The organism is Aeromonas sp. A04, from assembly GCF_047780465.1.
GTDB classification, from domain to species: Bacteria; Pseudomonadota; Gammaproteobacteria; order Enterobacterales; family Aeromonadaceae; genus Aeromonas; species Aeromonas bestiarum.
The window spans coordinates 1-25017 of sequence record NZ_JBLNHP010000013.1 but is presented as its reverse complement, the minus strand read 5'-3'; the positions used below and the strand labels follow the sequence as shown (position 1 = coordinate 25017).

23 protein-coding genes are annotated in these 25017 nt (G+C 60.3%); 10 read left to right on the top strand and 13 right to left on the bottom strand.

Translation table 11 applies throughout. The features are described from left to right. Positions 1 to 285 precede the first annotated feature (285 nt). A complete protein-coding gene (locus ACM3N8_RS21375; protein ID WP_103472976.1) occupies positions 286 to 1512 on the top strand; it encodes an aromatic amino acid transporter in 1227 nt (408 codons plus the stop codon). Between the two features lie 262 nt (positions 1513 to 1774). Continuing rightward, complete coding sequence (locus ACM3N8_RS21370; protein ID WP_043135890.1) at positions 1775 to 2329, top strand: hypothetical protein; 555 nt, start codon at positions 1775 to 1777, stop codon at positions 2327 to 2329. Positions 2330 to 2475: 146 nt separating this feature from the next. Here ACM3N8_RS21370 and ACM3N8_RS21365 read toward each other — a convergent pair whose 3' ends face one another. Next, on the bottom strand, positions 2476 to 2955 hold the full coding sequence (locus ACM3N8_RS21365; RefSeq protein ID WP_290019712.1) for a DM13 domain-containing protein: 480 nt from the start codon (positions 2953 to 2955) through the stop codon (positions 2476 to 2478). A 150-nt stretch (positions 2956 to 3105) separates the two neighbouring features. Here ACM3N8_RS21365 and ACM3N8_RS21360 point away from each other — a divergent pair, with 150 nt between their 5' ends. After that, positions 3106 to 3702 carry an AAA family ATPase gene (locus ACM3N8_RS21360; RefSeq protein ID WP_416016578.1) on the top strand — a complete coding sequence of 199 codons (597 nt, stop codon included), beginning with the start codon at positions 3106 to 3108 and terminating at the stop codon, positions 3700 to 3702. 151 nt (positions 3703 to 3853) lie between these two features. On the opposite strand, the gene ACM3N8_RS21355 is transcribed toward ACM3N8_RS21360, so the two are convergent. The 3 genes from ACM3N8_RS21355 to glyQ are packed head-to-tail and all read right to left on the bottom strand — an operon-like array spanning position 3854 to position 8130. After that, positions 3854 to 5101 carry a DUF3800 domain-containing protein gene (locus ACM3N8_RS21355; protein WP_290019714.1) on the bottom strand — a complete coding sequence of 416 codons (1248 nt, stop codon included), beginning with the start codon at positions 5099 to 5101 and terminating at the stop codon, positions 3854 to 3856. A 26-nt stretch (positions 5102 to 5127) separates the two neighbouring features. Next, positions 5128 to 7197, bottom strand: coding sequence for a glycine--tRNA ligase subunit beta (gene glyS / locus ACM3N8_RS21350; RefSeq protein WP_290019715.1), 2070 nt, complete (start codon positions 7195 to 7197; stop codon positions 5128 to 5130). A gap of 9 nt (positions 7198 to 7206) precedes the next feature. After that, the gene (gene glyQ / locus ACM3N8_RS21345) at positions 7207 to 8130 is read right to left on the bottom strand and encodes a glycine--tRNA ligase subunit alpha (RefSeq protein ID WP_005320598.1); all 924 of its coding nucleotides are present in this window, start codon (positions 8128 to 8130) and stop codon (positions 7207 to 7209) included. Positions 8131 to 8351: 221 nt separating this feature from the next. On the opposite strand from glyQ, the gene ACM3N8_RS21340 reads away from it, so the two are divergent. Together ACM3N8_RS21340 and ACM3N8_RS21335 are read left to right on the top strand one after the other, a co-directional pair. Further along, positions 8352 to 8924: a DNA-3-methyladenine glycosylase I gene (locus tag ACM3N8_RS21340; RefSeq protein WP_416016575.1), complete on the top strand. Its 573-nt coding sequence runs from the start codon at positions 8352 to 8354 to the stop codon at positions 8922 to 8924. A gap of 254 nt (positions 8925 to 9178) precedes the next feature. Continuing rightward, positions 9179 to 9835: an OmpA family lipoprotein gene (locus ACM3N8_RS21335; RefSeq protein WP_043135845.1), complete on the top strand. Its 657-nt coding sequence runs from the start codon at positions 9179 to 9181 to the stop codon at positions 9833 to 9835. 145 nt (positions 9836 to 9980) lie between these two features. Here ACM3N8_RS21335 and ACM3N8_RS21330 read toward each other — a convergent pair whose 3' ends face one another. Genes ACM3N8_RS21330 through tusA form a run of 3 tightly spaced genes read right to left on the bottom strand, consistent with a single transcriptional unit; the run spans position 9981 to position 10711 of the window. Beyond that, positions 9981 to 10088, bottom strand: a complete 108-nt coding sequence (locus ACM3N8_RS21330; RefSeq protein WP_098981349.1) for an endoribonuclease L-PSP — start codon at positions 10086 to 10088, stop codon at positions 9981 to 9983. A gap of 10 nt (positions 10089 to 10098) precedes the next feature. Further along, the gene (locus tag ACM3N8_RS21325) at positions 10099 to 10446 is read right to left on the bottom strand and encodes a RidA family protein (RefSeq protein WP_043135848.1); all 348 of its coding nucleotides are present in this window, start codon (positions 10444 to 10446) and stop codon (positions 10099 to 10101) included. Positions 10447 to 10465: 19 nt separating this feature from the next. Continuing rightward, the gene (gene tusA, locus ACM3N8_RS21320) at positions 10466 to 10711 is read right to left on the bottom strand and encodes a sulfurtransferase TusA (protein WP_103472982.1); all 246 of its coding nucleotides are present in this window, start codon (positions 10709 to 10711) and stop codon (positions 10466 to 10468) included. A gap of 391 nt (positions 10712 to 11102) precedes the next feature. Between tusA and ACM3N8_RS21315 the strand changes: the two genes are divergently transcribed. Continuing rightward, positions 11103 to 11294, top strand: a complete 192-nt coding sequence (locus ACM3N8_RS21315) for a hypothetical protein (RefSeq protein ID WP_042036104.1) — start codon at positions 11103 to 11105, stop codon at positions 11292 to 11294. 74 nt (positions 11295 to 11368) lie between these two features. Here the strand turns inward: ACM3N8_RS21315 and ACM3N8_RS21310 are convergent, their stop codons facing one another. The 6 genes from ACM3N8_RS21310 to ACM3N8_RS21285 form a co-directional block, all read right to left on the bottom strand. After that, positions 11369 to 12607 (bottom strand): ABC transporter substrate-binding protein, encoded by a 1239-nt coding sequence (locus ACM3N8_RS21310; RefSeq protein WP_098981351.1) that lies wholly within the window; start codon positions 12605 to 12607, stop codon positions 11369 to 11371. Between the two features lie 4 nt (positions 12608 to 12611). Beyond that, positions 12612 to 14057 carry an ATP-binding protein gene (locus ACM3N8_RS21305; RefSeq protein WP_042867408.1) on the bottom strand — a complete coding sequence of 482 codons (1446 nt, stop codon included), beginning with the start codon at positions 14055 to 14057 and terminating at the stop codon, positions 12612 to 12614. Positions 14058 to 14108: 51 nt separating this feature from the next. Continuing rightward, a complete protein-coding gene (locus ACM3N8_RS21300) occupies positions 14109 to 14831 on the bottom strand; it encodes a response regulator (RefSeq protein ID WP_042867409.1) in 723 nt (240 codons plus the stop codon). Positions 14832 to 15117: 286 nt separating this feature from the next. Continuing rightward, positions 15118 to 16281, bottom strand: coding sequence for an acetyl-CoA C-acyltransferase FadA (fadA, locus tag ACM3N8_RS21295; RefSeq protein ID WP_416016574.1), 1164 nt, complete (start codon positions 16279 to 16281; stop codon positions 15118 to 15120). Between the two features lie 21 nt (positions 16282 to 16302). Further along, entirely contained in the window at positions 16303 to 18450 is a 2148-nt protein-coding gene (gene fadB, locus ACM3N8_RS21290) for a fatty acid oxidation complex subunit alpha FadB (protein WP_416016573.1), read from the bottom strand. 202 nt (positions 18451 to 18652) lie between these two features. Then, complete coding sequence (locus ACM3N8_RS21285) at positions 18653 to 20590, bottom strand: acetoacetate--CoA ligase (protein WP_416016572.1); 1938 nt, start codon at positions 20588 to 20590, stop codon at positions 18653 to 18655. Positions 20591 to 20780: 190 nt separating this feature from the next. On the opposite strand from ACM3N8_RS21285, the gene pepQ reads away from it, so the two are divergent. From pepQ to hemG, 4 genes are read left to right on the top strand one after another with little or no spacing between them, the layout of a single operon-like run. Next, positions 20781 to 22103: a Xaa-Pro dipeptidase gene (gene pepQ / locus ACM3N8_RS21280; RefSeq protein ID WP_416016571.1), complete on the top strand. Its 1323-nt coding sequence runs from the start codon at positions 20781 to 20783 to the stop codon at positions 22101 to 22103. Further along, complete coding sequence (locus ACM3N8_RS21275) at positions 22103 to 22720, top strand: YigZ family protein (RefSeq protein WP_290019721.1); 618 nt, start codon at positions 22103 to 22105, stop codon at positions 22718 to 22720. Before pepQ ends, ACM3N8_RS21275 begins: the two co-directional genes overlap by 1 nt. A 36-nt stretch (positions 22721 to 22756) precedes the next feature. Then, the gene (locus ACM3N8_RS21270; RefSeq protein ID WP_043135869.1) at positions 22757 to 24214 is read left to right on the top strand and encodes a TrkH family potassium uptake protein; all 1458 of its coding nucleotides are present in this window, start codon (positions 22757 to 22759) and stop codon (positions 24212 to 24214) included. Between the two features lie 7 nt (positions 24215 to 24221). After that, on the top strand, positions 24222 to 24746 hold the full coding sequence (hemG, locus tag ACM3N8_RS21265; RefSeq protein WP_043135870.1) for a menaquinone-dependent protoporphyrinogen IX dehydrogenase: 525 nt from the start codon (positions 24222 to 24224) through the stop codon (positions 24744 to 24746). The last annotated feature ends 271 nt before the right edge of the window (positions 24747 to 25017 follow it).

The following is a 25017-nucleotide window of genomic DNA, read 5'->3' as shown; positions in this document are numbered from 1 at the left end:
GTGCCGATGCGCCAGTTGCAGGCTGTCTGTTGAGGGGCCGCCGGGCGCTCTGAAGATGCACCCGCATTTGATACCTGAGGGGTAGCAGGGTAAAGTCCCTGCCCGACATGGCGGCCCTGCTGCCGTGTCGGGCCGGCAGCCCGCCTTAACCACCTTGCTTCGCTTTCGAAGCAACAAGCACTGGGCGCCGGCACATAGATGAGCGCGATCTACCATGACAACCGGCGTAGCAAATGCAACGGTCCGCGGTCGCGACCAGATCCACAATCGTCTTTGGAGAAGTAAATGGGACAGAAACCATCTTTGGTGGGCGGGGCATGCATCATTGCCGGCGTCTGTGTAGGGGCCGGCATGCTGGGCTTGCCGAGTGCCGGGGCGGGTGCCTGGACCATCTGGTCGGTGCTGGCCATCACCCTGACCATGGTGGTGATGACGGTGTCCGGCTGGATGCTGCTGGAGTCCTATCAGGGCTACCCGCTGCGCGTGTCGTTCGATACCGTCACCCGTGAACTGCTGGGGGACAAGGTCAACGTCCTCAACAACCTCACCGTCTACTTTGTCGGCGGCATACTGCTCTACGCCTATATCACCTCGGCCGGCCTCATTATAGATGGCATGACCGGTATCGGCAGCCACTGGGGATCCATCCTGTTTACCTTGGGCTTCTCCGGCCTGGTGTGGCACTCGACCCGGGCGGTGGATCGCATCTCAGTGGTGCTGGTCATCGCCATGGGGCTGAGCTTCGTGTTCGGCATCTCGGGCCTGTCGCTCAACATCAAGCCGACCCTGCTGTTCGATACCCTGAGCCAGCACGCCAGCTATGCCCCCTATGCCCTAGCCATGCTGCCGGTGGCGCTCACCTCGTTCGGCTATCACCATTCGGTGTCGTCCATGCGCGCCTACTACGGTGAAGAGCGTCGCGCCCGTTACGCCATCCTCGGCGGCACCGCCATAGCACTGCTGTTCTACCTCATCTGGCTGGTGAGCGTGTTCGGCAACCTGCCGCGCAGCGAGTTCGGGCCCGTGGTGGCCCAGGGCGGCAACGTCGACGTGCTGCTCAAGGCGCTGGCCTCGGTGATAGAGTCGGAGGCCGTCTCCAGCGCCCTCAACCTATTCTCCATGGCCGCCATCCTCTCCTCCTTTATCGGTGTGGGTCTGGGGGTGTTCGACTATCTGGCGGATCTGTTCAAGTTCGACAACGGCCGTGGCGGCCGCGCCAAGTCGTGGGCGGCCACCTTCCTGCCGCCGCTGCTGCTCTCCCTGCTGTTCCCGTTCGGCTTCCTGATGGCCATCGGCTACGCGGGCGCCGTGGCCACCCTGTGGACCTGCATCATACCCGCGCTGCTGGCCTGGAAGGTGCGCGCCGGCAAGGGCGAGCAAGGCGGCAAAGGCGACGGCTTCCGCGCGCCGGGCGGCATGCCGATGATAGTGGGCGTCTTGCTGTTCGGTGTGCTGACAGCCCTCTTCCATCTGCTCAACATGGCGGGACTGCTGCCGGTCTACATGGGCTAGTTTTTTGTCCTCACCCTATGACAAGGCGCCCGGGTGGCGCCTTGTTTTTTGCGCCATCCGGCGCAGGGAGCTGGAGGGACTATAGTCAGACAGATGACGTCGGCGGCCCACCGCACGCCCCCGGGCTGCGACCCCATGGCGCCACCTTCCGATCACTCCGTCCCCCACCAGACAGCTGCTGCCCGGCAGCACGGCCGCCATGGTAGTCAGGCCGCGCGTGATCTATCCAATCAACCGGGAGACAGACGTTATGTGCAAGCACATGTCCACCCTTGGAGCACTCGCGGCCATCACCCTGGCCGGCCTGGTGCAGGCCGAAGAGATGGCCGGCGCTGCGGCTATGACGGACGAGGCGATGATCACCAGCGCCATGGCGGCGGCCCCCACCAGGGTCGGTGCCGGCGCCACCATTGTCGCCATGGGCGCCGATGGCAAGATGCGTACCCTGCGGGAAGGCAGCAACGGTTTTACCTGCATGCCCGACAACCCGGCCACGCCGGGGCCGGACCCCATGTGCATGGATGCGGCGGCGATGGCCTGGGCTCACGCCTGGATCGGCCATCAGACCCCGCCCAAGGGCAAGATCGGCTTTATGTACATGCTCAAGGGTGGCACCGATGCCAGCAACACAGATCCTTACGCCACCCAGCCCACCACCAGCAATCACTGGTTGCAGACCGGGCCCCACGTGATGGTTGTCGGGGCGGATGACGCCTTCTACGATCAGTACCCGAAAGGTGCCGCTCCTGACACCTCGATACCCTATATCATGTGGTCTGGCACCCCCTACCAGCACCTGATGGCGCCGGTGGAGTAAGGCGTTCCGTGCAATGGGGTCGGTGCGGCTCGCCGCTGCCGATCATCAAAAGGCGCCCGTTGGCGCCTTTTGTATTGGACTGTCGCGGGAGAAGAAACCTCCTCTTTGATCTGCTGGCTCATGACGGCGGGAAGCGGGCATGGCATCTACTGCCGATAGCGGGCGGCCGTGATGAATTGGCCGAAGGTTTCGCACCAGACGATCACGCTGTCGTAGCGGGCGGGATCGATATTGGCGGGGAGCGGCACGATAAAGTTGTTGAAGGTTTTCACCGGCCCGACCCGCACCATTTGTGGCTTCAGGCGGGCAAAGTCCGCCTCGGTTTCGACAAATTCCGGCGACAGATAGAGCTGGTAATCGGGTCCCGGCGCCAGCTTGCCCATCAGGCTGATGGCATCTGGCCCTATGCTCACCTGGCCTTCGCCCCAGTGCAGCCGGTCGCTCTCTTTCAGATCCCGGCGAAAGGTGCCGCTGAAACTGGCCTGCTGCTGGCTGGCCGCCACCTGTTCACTGCTCGGTGCGGCAGGCGCTATCAGGATCGGCAGGGCATAGATGCCGGCGGCAAAGCCGGCCGCCCCTACCAGCAGATGGGTGGCCAGCAACAGGGCCAGGGTCTTGCGTTGCATAACGCCTCGGTCGTCGATTAATTGATGGTCATACCCTAGCAGCGGCAGCTTCCCATGCCCATACCCGAACGCGGCAAAGTTCACTCTGTGGGGTGCCACGCAACCTGTGCCTGCATGGGGTTGTGGTGATCGGGCGAGCCTGTTGGTGGGCTGCCGGCACACCCGCGCTGGACTCAGGGCCTCCATCGCGGGGAAAATACCGGCAAGCTTTTTCATCACAGGGGAGACATGATGCTGATTATCTTCGGTGGCTTGCCGGGCAGTGGAAAGAGCACGATTGCGCGAGCCTTGGCCAAGCGGTTGGGGGCCGTCTATCTGCGCATTGATACCATAGAGCAGGCCATTCGTGACGCCGACCAGACAAACAAAGAGATGGGGCCCGCCGGGTATTTCGTTGCCTATGAGCTGGCCAGAGAAAACCTGGCACTTGGCTCGACCGTCATCACGGATTCCGTTAACCCCATACAGCTCACCCGGGATGCTTACCACGATATCGCCCTCTCGGCCGGGGTGCCCTGTCTCGATATAGAGGTGATCTGCTCCAACCCGAGTGTGCACCGTGAACGGGTCGAGAGCCGGACGGCCGATATTGTGGGATTTGCATTGCCGGACTGGCAGGCTGTGCTCGACCGTGACTATGAACCTTGGGACAGGGAGCGCTTGATACTGGATAGCGCCACCCTGTCGGTAACCCAGAGCGTGGAAAAGATTGTCGCCGCGTTGGCAAGAATCTGTAGGTTCGATTAGCGCGGCGTCATCGGACGATCGAGATGTTTTGATTGCGGCTGTGGCCATGAGTCAGGGTTGGCCAGCTGATGGAGAAATGCTGGTGGCCGTTATAGCGGGAGAATCGATATCTGATTAAGCCTACCTGCGAAGCGAACCTAGGTGCTACGGCCTACAGTCCCAAATCGTTTAGCGTTGAACGGTGTGAAGCCATAAGTTTGTTGGCCATGTCTGTTTGTTCCTTTGTTATATCTCCTATGTTTGGAAGTATCGATTCAAATCTTTTAAATCGCTTTTCCATACCAGAGAAGGATATTCCATCTACAAAAGAATTTTTTAAAACCAATGAGCCTATAACATGTAATTCAGCTGACAGTTCTTTCTTTAGCAAAATCCTATTGGTTATCCAGAGATATATATCAACAATCTGTAGGCCAATAGACTCTTGGCTTCTAGATATTTCAAGGTTACTGTTGATTATGTTTTTATTTATCAAGTCTCCTTTTTCTATTGATGCAAATAATGGATGGTTAAGATATTTGTTTCTGTCTTCCTGTGTTGCTCTTTTCATTCCATCAGATATTAAACTAGCATTTCGATATGTCTCAATTTGTGCTTTATTAAACTGTGTTTGCATATCAACTATTATTGATAGAGCTTTTTTTCTGTTTTTTAATTTTAGTCGTCTAGAAATACTTGAGGCAACGAATTGAAATCCAACTGCATTTGGTGATATCACTTTTTCATCAGGTTGACCAAAGTCCATTGCTAGAGGGTTTTTTATTGCGAATCCAAGCGCATTAATTATTATTTCTTTTGAGCGAGCATCCAAGAATGATGTGTTTGTAATAGAGCTTATTTCTTCTAAGGTCTGAATGATCTCAGCTTCTTTATTTTCTATGTATTTACATGTACATAGCACCCATGTTTTCTTTAAAATGTCATCGTCTAAAATAGCAGCTAACTTAAGTATTATAAGATAGCGCATAGGAGTCCAATATGTATCCCATCTAACAGCAGGGTTGATACCCGCATCAAATATAGCGTCAAAAAGACAAACAACAGCTAGGGCTCTTTTTTCAATAAAATAATAATCAAATGAAAACTTGAATTTATCCTGTAATAGATAAAGCTCTCGTGAGATCTCAGTTAGTTTATTGACTCCGAGATGATTTGCGTGAAGACAATCAATGTCTAGCTTCTTTGTTATATTCTTGAACCACTGCTTCCCTAATGCATCTACGTTCAATGTACTGGATAGAACGCCATAAGTTAATATAGGCTGATTTTTATCAAAAAGTTGATTGCCTGTATTACCTGATTCATCCACATGAAAAAACATATTAGTGTTACCTATCGTGCGCAAACGAAGGTTATAGATTAATCCATTTTTAATAAAAACGGCGCCTTTCGGCGCCATTTTGAGAGCTTGCTAACAAACTCCAATCACTGCAGCAGGGAGATATCCGCCACTTGCAGGAACAGGTTGCGCAGGTTGTTCAGCAGCGCCAGACGGTTGGCCTTGAGGGCCTCGTCATCTGCCATCACCATCACCTCGTTGAAGAAGGTGTCGACCGGCTCGCGCAGGGCGGCCAGACGGGTGAGGGCGGCCTGGTAGTCACCGGCGGCGAACAGCGGGGCCAGCTCGGATTGCAGTGCTGCAACCTGAGTGGCCAGCGCCTGCTCGGCGGCGTCCTGCAACAGCTCCGGCTTGACGGTGGTCGGCAACTCGCCTTCCACCTTGGCCAGGATGTTGCTCACGCGCTTGTTGGCGGCGGCCAGGGCCAGGGCGGCATCCAGACTGCGGAAGTGGCTGACGGCCTTGACGCGACGATCGAAGTCCAGCGGACGGGTCGGGCGGCGGGCCAGCACAGCCAGCACCACATCGGCACCTATGCCTTCGTCCTGATAGGCGGCGCGGAAGCGGCCCAGCATAAAGTCGACCACGTCGGTGACGACGGTCTTGTTGGTCAGCTTGTCGCCGTAGACGCGAACCGCTTCTTCAACCAGTTCAACCAGATCCAGGTCCAGCTGCTTCTCGGTCATGATGCGCAGGGCACCGATGGCGGCGCGGCGCAGGGCGAAGGGATCCTTGTCGCCTTTGGGCAGCATGCCGATGCCGAAGATGCCGGCCAGGGTGTCGAGCTTGTCCGCCAGCGCCACGGCGCAGGCTTCCAGAGCGGACGGCAGGGCATCACCGGCGAAGCGCGGCATGTACTGCTCGTTCAGGGCCACGGCCACCACTTCGTCTTCGCCATCGTGACGGGCGTAGTGCATCCCCATGACACCCTGGGTGCTGGCGAACTCGCCGACCATGTTGGTCATGAGATCACACTTGGAGAGCAGGCCGGCACGCTTGGCCTGAGCCACGTTGGCGCCGATGCGCTCGGCGATGAAGCCGGCGACGGTCTCGATACGCTCGACCTTGGCCTTGACGGTGCCGAGCTGCTGCTGGAACAGCACGGTTTCGAGGCGCGGCAGGCGGGAGGCCAGGCTCTGCTTCAGATCGGTCTTGAAGAAGAACTCGGCGTCAGACAGACGGGGGCGAACCACCTTCTCGTTGCCGCTGATGATCTGGCTCGGGTCTTTTGACTCGATGTTGGTGACGAAGATGAACTTCGGCAGCAGCTTGCCGTTCTTGTCGTAGACCGGGAAGTACTTCTGGTCACCCTTCATGGTGTGCACCAGCGCCTCGGCCGGTACGGCCAGGAACTTCTCTTCGAAGTTGGCGGTCAGCACCACGGGCCATTCGACCAGGGCGGTGACTTCTTCCAGCAGGGCGTCGTCCAGATCGGCGACGCCACCGAAGGCGGCAGCGGCCGCTTCGACGTCAGCCTTGATCTTGGCCTTGCGGGCCATAAAGTCGGCCACAACCATGCCGCGCTCCAGCAGGATCTGCGGGTACTGGCCGGCGTTGTCGATGGTGAATTCACTTTCGCCCATAAAGCGGTGACCGCGGATGGTGCGGGCGGAGTCGATCCCCAGGATGGTGGCAGGCACGAGATCGCCGTCCAGCAGCAGGGTCACTGTGAACACCGGACGCACGAACTGGATGGTCTTGTCGCCCCAGCGCATCATCTTGGGGATGGGCAGCTTGGCCAGTGCGGAGGCAACCAGTTCACCCAGCAGCTCGCGCGCCGGACGACCTTCAACCTTGGCGGTGTGAACCAGCCACTCGCCCTTGTCGGTGACCAGACGCTCGGCCTGTTCGACTGTGATGCCGTTGCCACGGGCCCAGCCTTCGGCGGCCTTGGTCGGCTTGCCATCAGCATCGAACGCCTGGGAGACGGCCGGGCCGCGCTTCTCGACGCTCTTGCTCGGCTGCTCGCTGGCCAGCGCGTGTACCTTCAGCGCCAGGCGGCGCGGGGAGGCAAACCACTCGACGTCGCCGAAGGCCAGATCGGCCTTGGTCAGCTCGGCTTTGAAGTTGTCGGCAAAGGCTTCGGCCAGGGAGCGCAGGGCTTTTGGCGGCAGCTCAGCTGTGCCGATCTCTACCAGAAATGTATGTTGTGCCATGTCCGTTCCTTAACCTTGCTTGTTCTCAGTGCGCTTGCACATGGGGAAGCCCAGCGCTTCGCGGGAGGCGTAGTAAGCCTCGGCCACGGCCTTGGTCAGGGTGCGAATGCGCAGTATGTAGCGCTGACGCTCGGTGACCGAGATGGCCTTGCGGGCATCCAGCAGGTTGAAGGAGTGGGCGGCCTTGAGGATGCGCTCGTAAGCGGGCAGCGGCAGCGGTGTTTCCAGTGCCAGCAGGTGCTGGGCTTCCTTCTCGTACTGCTCGAAGCAGTGGAACAGGAAGTCCACGTCGGCGTGTTCGAAGTTGTAGGTGGACTGCTCCACCTCGTTCTGGTGGAACACATCGCCGTAGGTGGTCTTGCCCAGGGGGCCATCGGACCATACCAGATCGTAGACGCTGTCCACGCCCTGGATGTACATGGCCAGACGCTCGAGACCATAGGTGATCTCGCCGGTGACCGGCTTGCACTCGAGGCCGCCAACCTGCTGGAAGTAGGTGAACTGAGTCACTTCCATGCCGTTGAGCCAGACTTCCCAGCCCAGACCCCAGGCACCCAGAGTCGGGTTTTCCCAGTTGTCTTCCACGAAACGGATGTCGTGGATCTCGGGATCCATGCCCAGTTCTTTCAAAGAGCCGAGGTAGAGTTCCTGGATGTTGTCGGGGGACGGCTTGATGATCACCTGGAACTGGTAATAGTGCTGCAGGCGGTTCGGGTTCTCACCGTAGCGGCCGTCGGTCGGACGGCGGGACGGTTGCACGTAGGCGCAGGCGATGGGCTCCGGGCCCAGGGCGCGCAGGCAGGTCATGGGGTGGGAGGTACCGGCACCCACTTCCATATCCAGCGGCTGAATGATGGTACAGCCCTGGCGGGACCAATAGTCCTGCAGCTGCAGGATCAGGCCCTGAAAGGTTTTGACATCGAATTTTTGCATAGTGTTTTTCGCGCGAAGTGAAATCAGAGCAAGATTTGCTGAATGTGAACCGAAGGAGTATACCGTCTGGCATGGTCGGATAATAGGCGAAATTGTAGGGGATTCATGGGGCGGGGCTGCGCCGGGCCTGGTTGGCCCGGGATGGACGCCCCATCATGTGGCCGATGAAATCCCCTTGTCGGACAGAGAGTCGGGCAGAGAAAAATAACAGGAGACAAGAAATGGAACTGCGCTGCGCCTGGGTGACCAAGGACCCGGAATATATCGAATACCATGACAAGCAGTGGGGGCGGCCGGTGCGTGACCCGCGCGAGCTGTTTGCCAAGCTCTGCCTCGATGGCCAGCAGGCGGGGCTCTCCTGGATCACCATCTTGAAGCGCACCGACAGCTATTACCGCGCCTATGCCGACTTCGATCCCAACCTCATCGTCCGGTTTGACGAACAGGATGTGGAGCGGCTGATGCAGGACAAAGGCATCATCCGCAACCGCCTCAAGGTGCAGTCGATCATCAAAAACGCTCGCGCCTATCTGGCGCTGGAGGCACAGGGCATCGACTTCGCGGATTATCTCTGGGGCTTCGTCGGCGGCGCCCCCATCGTCAATCAACGGCAGGGCAACGGCGATATTCCCGCCACCTCGCCAGAATCGGATGCCATGGCCAAGGCGCTCAAGAAGCTGGGTTTTACGTTCGTCGGCAGCACCATCTGCTACGCCTTCATGCAGGCGGTGGGCATGGTGAACGATCATCTGGTGACCTGCCCCTGCCACGGCGAGTGTCAGCAGCCCGCCTGAGGCTGCTTATCGCCCGTGCCAGATGCCTGCCAAGGGCCATCGGTCACACCGAATTGCCTGGGGCTGTCGGTTATCCTCCTCCTCGCGACGAATTCGGCTGCATTTGTAGCCGAATTTGGCCCGCCAAGCGCCGCTGGTGCGCAAAAATCGCTCACTCTCGCCAACCGTTCAGACCTGCGTCAGACAATGGCGTGGTGGCGCGTTACAATCCGGCCCCCGGCATGGTGCCGGACTGTATTCATAGAGGTTTTTTCATGCGAGCCAAGATCCTGGTGCCAGCTCTGGCACTGACCATTGCCCTGACCGGCTGTACTACCAATCCCTATACCGGTGAATCCCAGACCTCCAAGGGTGCCTGGGGGGCGCTGGCCGGCGCCGCGACGGGCGCCGCCGTGGGCGCGCTCTCCTCCAGCAAGGGTGATCGCAAGAAGGGGATCCTGACTGGCGTGGCCGCCGGTGCCGCCCTGGGTGGCGGTATCGGTTACTACATGGACGTGCAGGAAGCCAAGCTGCGCGAGAAGCTGCAGGGCACCGGTGTCAGCGTGACCCGCAATGGTGACGAGCTGATCCTCAACATGCCGAACAACGTCACCTTCGACAGCTCCAGCGCCCAGCTGAAAGCGGCCGGTGCCAACACCCTGTCCGGCGTGGCCATGGTGGTTGCCGAGTTCGACAAGACCCGCCTGAATGTGGTCGGCCACACCGACAGCACAGGCTCTCGCGATCTGAACATGAAGCTCTCCGCCCAGCGTGCCGATGCCGTTGCCGCCCAGCTGATCGGTCAGGGCGTGACCGGCAGCCGCATCGCTACTAGCGGTGTGGGCCCGGATCAGCCGGTTGCCAGCAACAGCACCACCGCCGGCAAGGCCCAGAACCGCCGCGTGACCATTACCCTGACCCCGACTGCCTAAGTCGTCCGGTTTGTGGTAACAAAAAGGCCCCGCCAGTGATGGCGGGGCCTTTTTTATTGGAGCCGTTGCGAGCAATGGCGCCTTGTTCTTTGCACCCTTCTCCCCTTGCGGGAGAAGGGCTGGGGATGAGGGGGAAAACAGCCTCTTAGACGGCCGCAGTCAGCTGGATTTCCACCTTGTAGCCTTCGTGGGCCAGGCGAGCCTGCACGCAGGCCCGGACGGGCGCCGTGCTGGCGTGAGGGGAGCCAGGCATCCCGCTCGGCTTAGACAGCCGCAGTCAGCTGGATTTCCACCTTGTAGCCTTCGTGGGCCAGGCGAGCCTGTACGCAGGCCCGGACAGGCGCCGTACCCGCCGGGATCCAGGCATCCCACAGCTCGTTGAAGGCGGCTATGTCCGCAATGTCCTTGAGATAGATGTTGGCCATCAGGATCTTGTCGACCCCGGAGCCGTTGGCTTCCAGCAGGCGCTGCAGGCTGGTCAGCACTTCGCGGGTCTGCTGGTGAATGTCGGCCTCTTCGCTGACGGGGACTTCCACCACATAGAGGGTGCCGTTGTGAATGACCACGTCTGACCAACGCTGGGTGGTGCCGACTCGGGTAATGGTTGTCATGTTTGCTCCGAAACTGGGCTTATTGACCCTTGCGGATCAGATAGCGGTAGGGGGCCTGCTCTGTCTCGCTGGCGATCAGGGTGTGATCCATGAAGCGGCAGAAGCTGGGGATATCGCGGGTGGTTGAGGGATCGTCGGCGCTGACCAGCAGGGTCTCGCCCTGGGCCATCAGCCGCACTTTTTTACGCACCATCATCACGGGTTCCGGGCAACGAAGCCCGATTGCATCCAACTCGTGAGTCGCATCGCAGAATAAAGTACTCATGAATAATCAACCTTCAGCCGCGCCTTCTTGCGCGCAATCGTCACGGGTTCCGGGCAACGAAGCCCGATTGAGTCCAGTTCGTGAGTCGCATTGCAGAATAAAGTAGTCATTAATAATCAACCTTCAGCCGCACTTTCTTGCGCGCTATCGTCACGGGTTCGGGATAACGAAGCCCGATTGCGTCCAACTCATGGGTTGCATCGCAGAATAAAGCACTCATCAATAATCAACCTTCAACCAATTCAGCTGCCAATGATACTCACGGCGAAAAAATAATCAAACTACTGGGGCTGGAAGCAGCATATGTAACCAAAGTGTTATCTGGCCCTATCTAGTCCCCGTCTTGTGAGTAATATAAAAATTGAACCATATTCAACAAGGAGGTGTGAATATGCAGGTCTCCTACGGCAGATTGCAAGCCTACGCAGGCATGGGGTTCTTGGCTTTCGCCATGATAGTGATGGGCAGCCCGATCGGTAACACAGGCACCTGGTTCGGTTCCATGGTGATGATCGGACTGGGGCTCTGGATCGAGCTCAGCGATTACTACGACGAAGATGAGGACGAGAACGACAACACTTAGCTCCCGGATTTCTCCCACGATGACAAAGGCGGATGCATCATCCGCCTTTGTCGTTTCTGGCCGTCGGGAAAGGGCTAGCGGGTCGAGCGCATGGCCCGTTCCAGATGCAGCGCCGTCTGCTCCGGGTTGGCCCTGGGGTCGTTGAAGAAGTTGCTCAGCACATCCATGATCGCCTGGCGCATGTTGGTGGGCGTCGCCATCCCTTCCGCCATGCTGGGCAGCAGGTTGCCCTCGCGCTCCGCCAGCAGGAAATCCTGGTAGGAGCGCAGGGCGCAGCGATCGAACTTGCTCATGTCCGGTTTGGTGAGGGCGGGGATCGAGCCCTTCACCCGGTTGAACTCCTGCTGGAAGCGCGGCGTCATCAGCAACTGGGCCAGCTCGCCTTGTGCCTGCAACTGGGCGGGATCCCGCTGCTTGAACATGGCGATGGAGTCCAGGTTGTAGCTGAACAGCCCTTCGCTGCCCGGGCTGGGCAGGCACTCTATGTCTTCACCGGGCCTGTAGTTGCTGACGCTCAGCTCCCCCTTCACCCAGTCCCCCATCAGCTGCATGGCGGCCTCGCCCGTCTCCAGCTGGTTGGTGGCCTGGTGCCACTTCAAGCCGATGAAGCTCTTGGGCACATAGGCGCGCAACTGCTGGAAGCGGGTCAGCACCCGTACCATGTCGGGACCGGTCAGGGTGGCGCCGTCCAGTTCGACGAAGGCCTTGCGATAGAACTCCTTGCCTCCTTCGCCGAGCGCCACCGTTTCGAACAACACCGCCAGCTGCCAGGGCTCGTTGCCGATGGCGAGCGGTGTGATGTTCTGCGCCTTGAGCCGTTCGGCCACGGCCACGAACTGGTTCCAGTCGGTGGGCGGGGTCAGCCCCAGCTTGTCGAACAGCTTGCGGTTGAGCCACAGCCAGTTGACGCGGTGGATGCCGGTGGGCACCGCCATCAGGGCGCCATTCTGGCTGAGGGTCTCCCGCACCATGGCGGGCAGCTGTGGATACCAGCCCAGGTGTTCGGCCATGGGAGTGAGATCGCGCAGGAAGCCGAGCCCGGCCCACTCCCTCAGCTCATAGCCCTTGAGGTGCGCCGCCTCCGGCGGGTTGGCCGCCAGCGCCCGGCTCTTGAGTACCGTCATGGCGCTCTTGCCGCCGCCGCCCTGCACCGCGAAATCGTTCCACTGGTTGCCCTGCTCGGTCCACTCGGACTTGAGTACCTCCACCGCTTTGGCCTCACCGCCGGAGGTCCACCAGTGCAGCACCTCCACCTGGGAGGCGCCTACAGGCAGGGAGAGCAGGGCGACAATGGCAAACGGGAACAACTTCATAAGGTTACTGCCTTGGTAGGGAGAGGGTGGCCTGCAGGCCGCCCTGCGGGCGATTTTCCAGCACCAGATCGCCACCGTGGGCGTGGGCTATGTTGCGGGCTATGCCCAGGCCAAGGCCGGTACCGGCCAGATCCGTGCTGAGCCGGTAGTAGGGCTCGAAGATGCGCTCGAACTGATCGTCCGGCAGGCCCGGGCCCTCATCCATGATGAAGAGGATCAGCATCTCCTCGTCGTCCATGATGATGATGCGCACCTTCTGGCCGTACTTGATGCCGTTGTCCACCAGGTTGCCGATGCAGCGTTTGAGGGCCAGCGGCTTGCCACGGTAGAGCTGCTTGCAGTGGCCCTCTATGGTCAGCCGCTCGTCATGCAGGTTCATGGACTCGGCCATCTGCTCCAGCATGGCGTCTATGTCCAGCTGCTCTATGTTCTCGTGGATGTCGGTGTCTTTCACCGTCTGCAGCGCCCCTTTGACCATCAGCTCCAGCTCGTCCAGATCCTTGTTGAACTTGCCGATCTGCACCTCGTCATCGAGCAGCTCGACCCGCAGCCGCAGCCGGGTGATGGGGGTCTTGAGATCGTGGGAGATGGAGCTGAACAGCCGCTCCCTGTCATCGATATAACGGCGGATGCGGTGCTGCATGATGTTGAAGGCGCGGGTGGCCGCCACGATTTCCGACGCCCCTTCCTCTTTGAGCGAGGGCTGGTCTATGTCCTTGCCGAGATTGACCGCCGCCTTGGCGAGCCGGCGCAGCGGCCGGGTCTGCCAGCGCACCAGCAGGAAGGTGAAGAAGCAGAGGAAGACAGTCATCAGGGCGATGAAACGCACCTGGTTGCTCGGCATGACGGTATCGTCGAGCGTCATGTAGGGGGCGGGCAGCAGGGCCGCCAGATAGAGCCACTCACCGGGTTCTATCTCTATCTGGGTCACCAGCACCGGCGGATTGAGCGGCTCCAGCGACAGGGTATAGCGGGCCCAGGAGGAGGGCAGGTCCGCCAGCAGGGTGTCGTTGTTGAAGACGTGCAGCTCTTCCGGGCGCGAGAAGTCCACCTTGATGGCCATGGCATCGGAGAGCTTGCGGGTCAGCACGCCCTGCACCTCTTTCAGCACCAGCGTCTTGCGCTCACTCTCCGGGATGGCGCTGATGTGGATCTCCTCCTCGTTCAGCGAGACGAAGAAGCGGCTGCCGCCCATGTTGCGCAGCTGGTCCAGCGCTATGTGGCGGTACTGCAGCGGAAGGGACTTGAAGAAGTTGACGGTGGAGGCGGCCGACAGCGCCAGGTTGCGGGTGGTGCTGAGCATGCCTTCCAGCTCCCGCTTCTGGATCTGCTGCATCCAGATGCCGGTGAGTATGGTCTGGGAGAGCAGGATGGCGAGCAGCAACAGCAGCAGCATCCGCGACAACAGGGAGCGGGGTACCAGCGCCCGCCAGAACCACCTCGTTCTCATGGGGTCTCGTGCCTCTTGTCGATCAGCATGCCATCGCTACCTTTTTACCCTTCATGGGATCTCGTGCACCTCGGCAATCAGCATGTAGCCGCTGCCGCGAATGGTCTTGATGATGCGCGGGCTCTTGCCGTTGTCACCCAGCTTCTGGCGCAGACGGCTGATCTGCACGTCTATGCCGCGCTCCATCGGCAGGCTCTCGCGGCCGCGGGTCGCGTCCGAGATGGTGTCTCTGTCCAGCACCACGCCGGGTTGTTGCAGGAACATGCCGAGCAGCAGGGCATCGCTGCCGGAGAGATCCAGCAGGCTGCCATCCTCGTGGGTCAGCTGGTGGCTCAGGGTGTCCAGGGTCCACTCGGCAAAACGCAGCCGGCGGCTCGGTTCCTTCTCTTTTTCCGGCTGGCGGAATTCGGCGCGGCGCAGCAGCGCCTTGATGCGGGCCTGCAGTTCGCGCGGGCTGAATGGCTTGGCGATGTAGTCGTCGGCACCGAGTTCGAGGCCGATCACCCGGTCCGCTTCATCGGAGGCGGCGGTCAGCATTATGATGGGCACCTGGGAGTCGCGACGGATCTGCTGGCAGAGGGTAAAACCGTCGTCGCCTGGCATCATGATATCGAGAATAATCAGGTCAGGGCTGTGCAGGGCGAGCTGCTGGCGCATCTCGTTTCCTTCCGCCGCCGTCAATACCTGGAAACCCGCCCTGGTCAGGTATTCATTGAGCAGCTCGCGGATCTCTTGGTCGTCGTCGACGATCAGCAGTTGTTTGCTCGTTGACATATGTATGTGCATCCACCCATTTTTTTGTGCAGATTGAACCTGTCGGGGGAGCAAAAAGCAAGCAAGCCCCCCATCTAATGTGAGGTTATGGGCAATATCCTCCCATATCGCGTCCCGTAAATAAAAAAGGCCGACCCAAACGGGGCGGCCAACACGCAGATTCCGACGACAGGCGATCACCCCGTGTGGCGATCTCCACAGACTCGATGACGGGCCGGCAAGGCCGACCCCAAAAGAGACAATTCTGGCTCGCCCTCGCTGTCGAAGGGAGGGCGAGCCGTTGACATCACACCCGTTCGAACACGGTGGCTATGCCCTGGCCCAGACCTATGCACATGGTGGCCAGACCCAGAGTAGCGTCCTTCTCCTCCATCAGGTGGATCAGGGTGGTGGAGATGCGGGAGCCGGAGCAGCCCAGCGGGTGGCCCAGCGCGATGGCGCCGCCGTTCAGGTTGACCTTATCCTCCGCCACGTCCAGCAGTCCCAGGTCCTTGACGCAGGGCAGGGACTGGGCGGCGAACGCCTCGTTCAGCTCGACCAGATCTATGTCGCCTATGGTCAGACCGGCACGCTTGAGCGCCTTCTGGGTGGCGGGCACAGGGCCGTAACCCATGATGGCGGCATCGCAACCGGCCACGGCCATGGAGCGCACCCTGACGCGCGGGGTCAGCCCCAGCGCCTTGGCCCGATCCGCGCTCATTACCAGCATGGCGGAGGCGCCGTCGGACAGGGCCGAGGAGGTACCGGCGGTGACTGTACCGTTGACCGGGTCGAACACTGGGCGCAGCTGGCTCAGGGTTTCGACCGTGGTCTCCGGGCGGATCACCTCGTCGTAGTCGTAGAAGAAGCGGGCGCCGCTGGCGTCATGCCCTTCCAGCCCGACGATCTCTCTGGCGAAGCGTCCTTCCACGGTCGCGGCATAGGCGCGGCGGTGGGAGCGGGCGGCAAACTCGTCCTGCTGCTGACGGCTGATGCCGTGCAGCTTGCCCAGCATCTCGGCGGTCAGCCCCATCATGCCGGAGGCCTTGGCCACCGACTTGGCCATGCCGGGGTGGAAGTCGACGCCGTGGCTCATGGGCACATGGCCCATGTGCTCGACGCCGCCGATGATGAAGATGTCCCCATCACCCACCTGGATGGCGCGGGAGGCATCGTGCAGCGCCTGCATGCTGGATCCGCACAGGCGGTTGACGGTGACCGCCCCCACCTGCTTGGGAATGCCGGCCAGCAGGGCGGCGTTGCGGGCTATGTTGAAGCCCTGTTCCAGAGTCTGCTGGACGCAGCCCCAGTAGATGTCTTCGATCTCGTTAGGGTCTAGATTGGGGTTGCGCAGCAGGATGGAGCTCATCAGGTGCGCGGACAGATCTTCTGCACGCACGTTGCGGAAGGCGCCGCCCTTGGACCGGCCCATGGGGGTCCGGATACAGTCGACAATGACTACGTCTTTCATGAATGGATCTCCTTTCCGCAATCAGTAGAAGGTTTTGCCCTGGGCGGCCATCTCACGCAGCTTGTCGCTGACGCGGTAGAGCGGGCCCAGATCGGCATACTGGTCGGCCATGGCCACGTAACGATCCAGACCTATGGTGTCCAGATAGCGGAACACGCCACCACGGAAGGGAGGGAAGCCCAGACCATAGACCAGCGCTATGTCGGCCTCGGCCGGCGTGGCGACTATGGCCTCTTCCAGACAGAGCACCACCTCGTTGATCATGGGGATCATCATGCGGGCTATGATGGCTTCCTTGTCGAAATCCTGTTTCGGCTTGGCAATGGGGGCCAGCAGCTCGTAAGCGGCCACATCGGCCACCTTCTTCGGCTTGCCCTTCTTGTCCTGCTCGTAGGCGTAGAAGCCCTTGCCATTCTTCTGACCAAAGCGGCTGGCGTCGTACATCACATCGATGGCGGTGCGACCTTCCTTGCTCATGCGCGCCGGGAAGCCCTGCGCCATGACGTCACCGGCATGGTGACCTGTGTCGATGCCGACCACGTCCAGCAGGTAGGCCGGGCCCATGGGCCAGCCGAACTCTTTCTCCATCACCTTGTCGACGGCGGCGAAGTCGGCGCCATCGGCGACCAGCTTGTTGAAGCCGAAGAAGTAGGGGAACAGCACGCGGTTGACGAAGAAGCCCGGGCAGTCGTTGACCACCACCGGCGACTTGCCCATGGCGGCGGCGTAGGCCACCACGCGGTTGATGGTTTCATCGGAGGTCTGCTCGCCGCGGATGATCTCCACCAGCGGCATGCGGTGCACCGGGTTGAAGAAGTGCATGCCGCAGAAGTTCTGCGGACGCTTCAGCCCCTTGGCCAGCAGGGAGATGGGGATGGTGGAGGTGTTGCTGGCGAGGACGGCGTCGTCACCGATAATGCCTTCCACTTCGCCCAGCACGGCGGCCTTCACCTTGGGGTTCTCGACCACGGCTTCGACCACCAGATCCACGTGCTTGACGCTGTCATAGCTCAGGGTCGGGGTGATGGCGGAGAGCACCTGGCCCATCTTGATACCATCGATGCGGCCTCGCTCGAGCTGACCGTTGAGCAGCTTGGTGGCTTCACCCATGCCGAGCGCCAGCGCCTTCTCGTTGATGTCCTTCATCACAGCCGGAATGCCCTTGCTGGCAGACTGGTAGGCGATGCCGCCCCCCATGATGCCGGCACCCAGCACGGCGGCGTGGCTTGTGGCCTTGGCTGCCTGCTTGGCGGCCTTCTTGGCCAGCGCCTTGATGTGCTGATCGTTGAGGAAGATACCGACCAGCGCCTTGGCCACGTCTGTCTTGGCCAGCTTGATAAAGCCCTGTGCCTCGACCACCAAGGCTTCGTCACGGCTCATGCCGGCGGCGGCTTCGACGGTTTTCACCGCCGTCATGGGGGCCGGATAGTGTTTGCCCGCCACGGCGGCAACCATGCCGGCAGCGGTGCTGAAGCTCATCATGGCTTCCAGCTTGGAGAGACGCAGCGGGGCCTTCTTGGCGGCGCGGCGGCTCTGCCAGTTCAGCTTGCCCGCGATGGCGTCTTTCATCATCTGCACGGCGGCGCTGTGCAGTGCCTCGGGAGCGACCACGGCATCGACGGCACCCACCTTGAGGGCGTCATCGGCACGGTAATCCTTGCCTGTGGTAATCCACTCCAGCGCGTTGTCGGCACCGATCAGGCGCGGCAGACGAACCGTGCCGCCAAAGCCCGGCATGATGCCGAGTTTGGTCTCCGGCAGGCCAATCTTGGCACTGGTGTCGGCCAGACGAAAATCGGTGGAGAGTATGGTCTCACAGCCGCCGCCCAGGGCGTGGCCCTTGATGGCACAGAGGGTCGGCACCGGCAGATCTTCGATGGCGCTGAAGATGTCGTTGGCTTTCTTCAGCCAGCCGAGCAGATCTTCTTGCGGCAGATCGAACAGTTCCAGGAATTCGGTAATGTCGGCGCCGACGATAAAGGCGTCTTTGCCGGAGGTGAGGATCAGACCTTTTAGTTCACGTTCTTGTTTTAATGCGGCGATCGCTTCGCTCAGTGAGAGCAGGGTAGCGCGATCCAGCTTGTTGACTGAACCCGGGGCATCAAACCTCAGTTCGGCAATGCCGTTTTCGAGGTAGCTGACCGACAGGGTTTCGCCTTGGTAGATCATGAGAGTGTCTCCTTGTTCCCACTCGGTGGGGGGTGTTGCTCCTTTATCCCCAGCAGGGGGCGAGGCTCACTATTGATCCAAAAGAAGACAATTTCAACACCTATTTAAAACATTTGTTTAACAGATCTCGAGTAAAAGCTCGCCTCAGACTAACAGCCAAAATAAAGGCGTCTCATGACGCCTTTATTAACCTTGTGTGCCATCAGCTGGCCAGTTCGGGCCTGTCCCGATACTGGCTCAGCACCTCGGGATCGGCGAGGGCATGAGTGTTGTTGACGGGTCTGTTGTGCACCACTTCCCGCACAGCCAGCTCCACTATCTTGCCGGATTTGGTGCGGGGAATGGCATCCACCTGCAGGATGCGGGCGGGCACATGGCGGGCGGTGCAGTGCTGCCTTACTTGCTGGCGAATGCGCTCGCGCAGCGGCTCGTCCAGTTTGAGGCCGGGCTTGAGCTTGACGAACAGCACCACCCGCTCGTCCTGCTGCCACTGCTGGCCTATGACTATGCTCTCTTCCACCTCGTCGAGTTGCTCCACGTAGCGATAGATCTCGCTGGTGCCGATGCGCACGCCCCCCGGATTGAGGGTGGCGTCGGAGCGGCCATAGAAGAGGATGCCGCCGGTGTCGGTCTGCTCGATCCAGTCGCCGTGGCACCAGATGTTGTCGAACCGCTCGAAATAGGCGGCGTGGTATTTGTCGCCGCTATCGTCGCCCCAGAAGCCGATGGGCTGGGCCGGGAATGGCTTGGTGCAGACCAGCTCCCCCTTCTCGCCCTGTACCGGTTGGCCCGCCTCGTTGAACACCTGCACCGCGAGGCCGAGGCCGCGTCCCTGGCTCTCGCCGCGATAGACGGGGCTGATGGGATTGCCGATGACGAAGCAGGAGCAGATGTCGGTGCCGCCGGAGATGGAGCTGAGTTGTACATCTTTTTTGATCTGCTGGTAGACGTAGTCGAACCCTTCCGGCGACAACACTGAGCCCGTGCTGCAGATGAGCCGCAGCTGCGGCAGCTCGTGGGTCTTGATGGGGGCATAGCCCTGCTTGTTGAGCGCATCCAGATACTTGGCCGAGGTGCCGAACAGGGCGACCTGCTCATCGCGAGCCAGATCCCACAGTACATTGCCGTCCGGATAGAAGGGGGAGCCGTCATAGAGCACCAGAGTCGCGCCGGAGGCGAGCGCGCTCACCAGCCAGTTCCACATCATCCAGCCGCAGGTGGTGAAGTAGAACACCCGCTCCCCCGGCTTGATGTCGCAGTGCAGCTGGTGCTCTTTCAGATGTTGCAGCAGGGTGCCGCCTATGCCGTGCACTATGCACTTGGGCTTGCCAGTGGTGCCGGACGAATAGAGGATGTAGAGCGGATCGTTGAAGCCCATGGGCTCGAAGGCGAGCTGGGCCCCGGGCTGGCTCGCCAGCACCTGATGCCAGTCGTGACCAAGCCGCAGGGGATTGCCGAGCAGCGGGATCAGCACAATCTGCTCTATGCTGTCGATCTGGCCGACCACGCCCGCCACTTTGTCCTGAATGTCGATGGCCTTGCCGTTGTAGCGGTAGCCGTCTACCGCAAACAGTACCCGCGGCCGGGTCTGGCCGAAGCGCTCCACCACGCTGGCCTCGCCAAAGTCGGGGCTGGTGGAGGTCCAGATAGCGCCCAGGCTGGTGGTTGCCAGCATGGCCACCACGGTTTCCGGGATATTGGGCAGGTAGGCGGCGACCACGTCGCCACTGCCTATGCCCTGGCTGCGCAACCACTGGGCCAGCCTGGCCACCTGATCCGCCAGTTCACGCCAGCTCAGGGTGTGGCTTGGGCTGCCTTCGATGCGGGAGATAATGGCCGGGCTCTCATCCTGACGGCGCAGCAGGTTTTCGGCAAAGTTGAGCCGGCTGTCGGGGAACCAGCGGGTGCGCTGCATATCCTGGCGGTTTTCTGCCACTATGTCCCCCAGCTCGCCCTTGACGCCGCAGTGTTGCCACACCAGTGGCCAGAAGCGGGTGGTCTTTTCCACCGACCACTGGTAGAGCTGGGCATAGTTGTGCAGCTGCAGGCCATGGAAGCGGTTGACCTCGGCCATAAACTGCTGGAGGTTGGATTGTTGAATCCGTTCCTGATCCGGTTGCCACAGGCAAAGGTTGTGCATGAGTAGTCCCTGACTGCATGTATCTACCGGCAGTGTATTGAATTGTTTTTTATTTGTTAATGGTTGGTTTTTGTTTCATAACAAAAGCCTTGTAACGTATGCGTTACCTCACGAAGCGATAGCTTGACGGTTCGAGCCTTGATTCGCTTGATGTTATGCTGAAATCACATTTCTCCCGGAGCAGGACGCCATGAGCAGCTACAGCCAACTTTTTGCCCAGCACCTAGATACCTTGCAGCAGCGCACCCGCGACATACTGCAACAGCAGGGGCTCAGCGGCCTGGCCATCCACTCCGGCCAGACCCACCGCATCTTCCTCGACGACCAGGATTACCCCTTCAAGGTGAATCCGCACTTCAAGGCCTGGCTGCCGGTGCTGGACAACCCCCACTGCTGGTTGCTGGTGGATGGTGTGAACAAGCCGGTGTTGCTGTTCTACCGGCCGGTGGATTTCTGGCACAAGGTGGCGGATTTGCCCAATGCCTTCTGGATCGACTTCTTCGATATCCGCTTCCTGACGAGGCCGGAGCAGGTTGCCGATCACCTGCCTGCCGGCAAGCAGGAGTGGGCCTATCTGGGCGGTCATCTCGAGGTCGCCGAGTTGCTGGGGCTGGGTCAGCCCAACCCGGAGGCCGTGCTCAACTATCTGCACTATCATCGCGCCTACAAGACGCCCTATGAGCTGGAGTGCCTGCGCGAAGCAAACCGCATCGGCGTGCGCGGCCACATTGCGGCCAAGGACTCCTTCATGGCGGGGGCGAGCGAGTTCGAGATCAATCTGGCCTACATGAAGGCGGTTGGGCAGGGGGCCAATGAGGCACCCTACGGCAATATCGTCGCCATCAACCGCAATGCGGCCATCCTCCACTACACCCATCTCTCCGCCCTGCGGGTGCCGGATGCGGAGCGCCACTCCTTCCTCATCGATGCCGGAGTGGATTTTCACGGTTATGCCTCCGACATCACCCGTACCTGGGCCTGGCGTCGTGGCGAGTTTGCCGATCTGATCGCGGCGCTGGATGCGCAGCAACAGGAGATCATCGAGGAGATCAAACCGGGTCGCCGTTACAACGAGCTGCATCTGCAGATGCATCACAGGCTGGCGCGCTTGCTGCAAGCGGTCGAACTGGTGGACATGTCGGTGGATGAGATGATCCACACAGGGGTGACCAACGTCTTCTTCCCCCATGGTCTGGGTCATTTCCTGGGCCTGCAGGTGCACGATGCGGGCGGCTTCATGCAGGACGAGCGCGGCACTCACCTGGCGGCTCCCGAACAGTTCCCCTATTTGCGCTGTACCCGGGTGATGGAGGTGGGCCAGGTGTTCACCATAGAGCCGGGCCTCTACTTCATCGACAGCCTGCTGGAGCCGCTGCGTCAGGGCGAGCAGGGCAAGCGGGTCAACTGGAACAAGGTGGAGGCGCTGCGTCCGTTTGGTGGCATCCGCATCGAGGACAACATAGTGTTGCACGCCAACGGGGTGGAGAACCTGACCAGACAAGCGGGACTCTGATGACGGCAGACTATGCCATTCCGGCCGCGCCGCTGGCGGTGAGTGAAGAGATCAAGAAGAGCCGCTTCATCACCCTGATCGCGCACACCCCGACGGTCGAGGCCGCCAAGGCGTGGGTCAACGAGATAAGGCAGCAACACCCCGGGGCCCGGCATCACTGCTGGGCCTTTGTCGCCGGTGCACCGCAGGACAGCCAGGTTTACGGTTTCAGCGATGATGGTGAGCCCTCGGGGACGGCCGGCAAGCCCATGCTGGCCCAGCTGATGGGCTCAGGACTCGGTGAAGTGGCCGCCGTGGTGGTGCGTTACTACGGCGGCGTGCTGCTGGGCACTGGCGGTCTGGTCAAGGCCTATGGCGGTGGTGTGGGCGCCGCGCTCAAGCGACTCGAGACCCGGATCAAGCGTCAGCAGACTCCTTCTCTCATCTGTTGTGACTATGCCGATATGGGGGTGGTGGAGGCGCTGCTCGGCAGCCATCACGGCCAGTTGCTGGAGGCCGACTATGGCTCCCGCGTCACCCTGCGGGTTGCGTGGGGATCCGCTGTTTGGGCCCAGGTTGACCGAGAATTGACCGACCGGACCCATGGACGGGTATCCCTTCGCCCCTTAGATGGCTAGAATCCATCGCTCTTTTAGCCTGAAGAGGGAGCCGGAATGCAGATTCTGAGCATCATTCGTATCGTTGGCCTGCTGGTCGCGCTATTCAGTTCGACCATGTTGCTGCCCGCGATGGTTGCTTTTGGATACCGTGACGGTGGCGGTGCCGAGTTTGTCAATGCCTTCTTCATCGCCCTGTTGCTCGGTGCTCTGCTCTGGTTTCCCAACCGCCATCATAAGAAAGACCTCAGATCCAAGGAGGGTTTTCTTATCGTGGTGCTGTTCTGGGTGGTGCTGGGCAGCGTGGGGGCCTTGCCGTTCCTGCTGGGAGAGGTGCCCGGCATGACGGTTTCCGAGGCCTTCTTCGAATCCTTCTCCGGCCTGACGACCACGGGGGCGACCGTGCTGACCGGGTTGGACAATCTGCCCAAGGCCTTCCTCTTCTATCGCCAGTTGCTGCAGTGGCTCGGGGGTATGGGGATCATAGTGCTGGCGGTGGCCATACTGCCGCTGCTCGGTATCGGGGGCATGCAGCTCTACCGCGCCGAGATCCCCGGGCCGGTCAAGGACAACAAGGTGACGCCGCGCATCGCCGAGACGGCCAAGGCACTCTGGTTCATCTACCTGTTGCTGACCATGCTCTGCGCTCTGGCGTACTGGCTGGCCGGCATGACGCTGTTCGATGCCATCTGCCACTCCTTCTCCACCCTGTCGGTGGGGGGCTTCTCGACCCATGACGCCAGTATCGGTTTCTTCAACAGCCCGGCCATCAACCTGATCACTGTGCTGTTCCTGCTGCTGGCTAGCGTCAACTTCGCTCTGCACTTCATGGTGTTTGCCCACAAGCCGGTCCGCTTGAGCAGTTATCTGCGCGATCCCGAATTGAAGGTGTTTCTGGCGATCCAGGCGACCCTGGTGCTGATTTGCTTCGTCGCCTTGCTGACCCACGGCCACTACGCCACTTGGCAGGAGGCGCTCAACCACGGTCTGTTCCAGGCTGTGTCCCTAGGTACGACTACAGGGTATAGCACGACCAGCTATGCCGACTGGCCCTCTTTCCTGCCCATGCTGCTGATGTTCTCCGCCTTTATTGGCTGTTGTGCCGGCAGCACCGGGGGCGGCATCAAGGTCATGCGCTTCATGATCCTGTTCCTGCAGGGGATGCGCGAGCTCAAGCGACTGGTACACCCACGCGCCATCTATACCCTCAAACTGGGGCGCCGCGCTGTGCCCGAGCGGATCGTCGAGGCGGTGTGGGGCTACTTCGCCACCTACATCATCCTGTTCTTCATCTTTATGCTGCTGTTGCTGATGACAGGGCTGAACGAGGTGACCGCATTCACGGCCGTGGCAGCCGCCTTCACCAACGTGGGGCCCGGGCTGGGTGAGGTCTCCAGCAACTTTGGCAATATATCGGCGACGGCCCAGTGGATCCTGATAGTCGCCATGCTGTTTGGTCGATTGGAAATTTTCACGCTTCTGGTACTGTTTACCCCCGCATTCTGGCGTAGTTGAGGTAGGTATGGACAAGATTTTGGTGCTTTATTCCTCTCGGGATGGGCAAACACGGAAAATCGTGGATGTCATGCTGGAGGAAATGCCAGGCTGCGAGGTGGTGATGCATGACCTGCACACATTGCCCATGTGCAACCTCAGCAAGTTCAAGAAGGTATTGATCGGTGCCTCCATTCGTTACGGCAACTTCCATCCCAGCCTGCTCAGCTTTATCCATGCGCACCATGAACAGCTGGAGGTGGCCAATGCGGCCTTCTTCTGCGTCAACCTGACCGCGCGCAAGCCGGAGAAGCAGACGCCGCAGACCAATGCCTATATGAAGAAGTTCCTGCGTCTATCCCCCTGGAAGCCGAAAACGCTGGGGGTGTTTGCCGGCGCACTGCAGTACTCCCGCTATAACTGGTGGCAGACCCGCATCATTCAGCTGATCATGAAGATCACGGGTGGCAGTACGGATACCAGCAAGGACCTCGAGTTTACCGATTGGGAAAAGGTGCGCAGTTTTGCCCGTGAATTCTGGTCAAAAAGATAGCAACTCCGCGCCATTGCTGGCTTGAGCCTCGCGGATGCGGGGCTTTTTGTTTGATAAATAGGCATTCGAACCGCTAAACGGCAAAAAGTGCCATTTTTCGCAGATTTCCTCTTGTCATCGCGGCGCGGCTCCCTATAATGCGCCCCTACCAGCACGGCAGAACACGCCAACCTGATGAGCCAGCTTCCTCGTGAAGCCGGCGCCGAAAGAAAAGCGAAAACAACCGCTTGACTTTCGAAGTGAGGAGCGTAATATGCGCCTCCTCAACGCG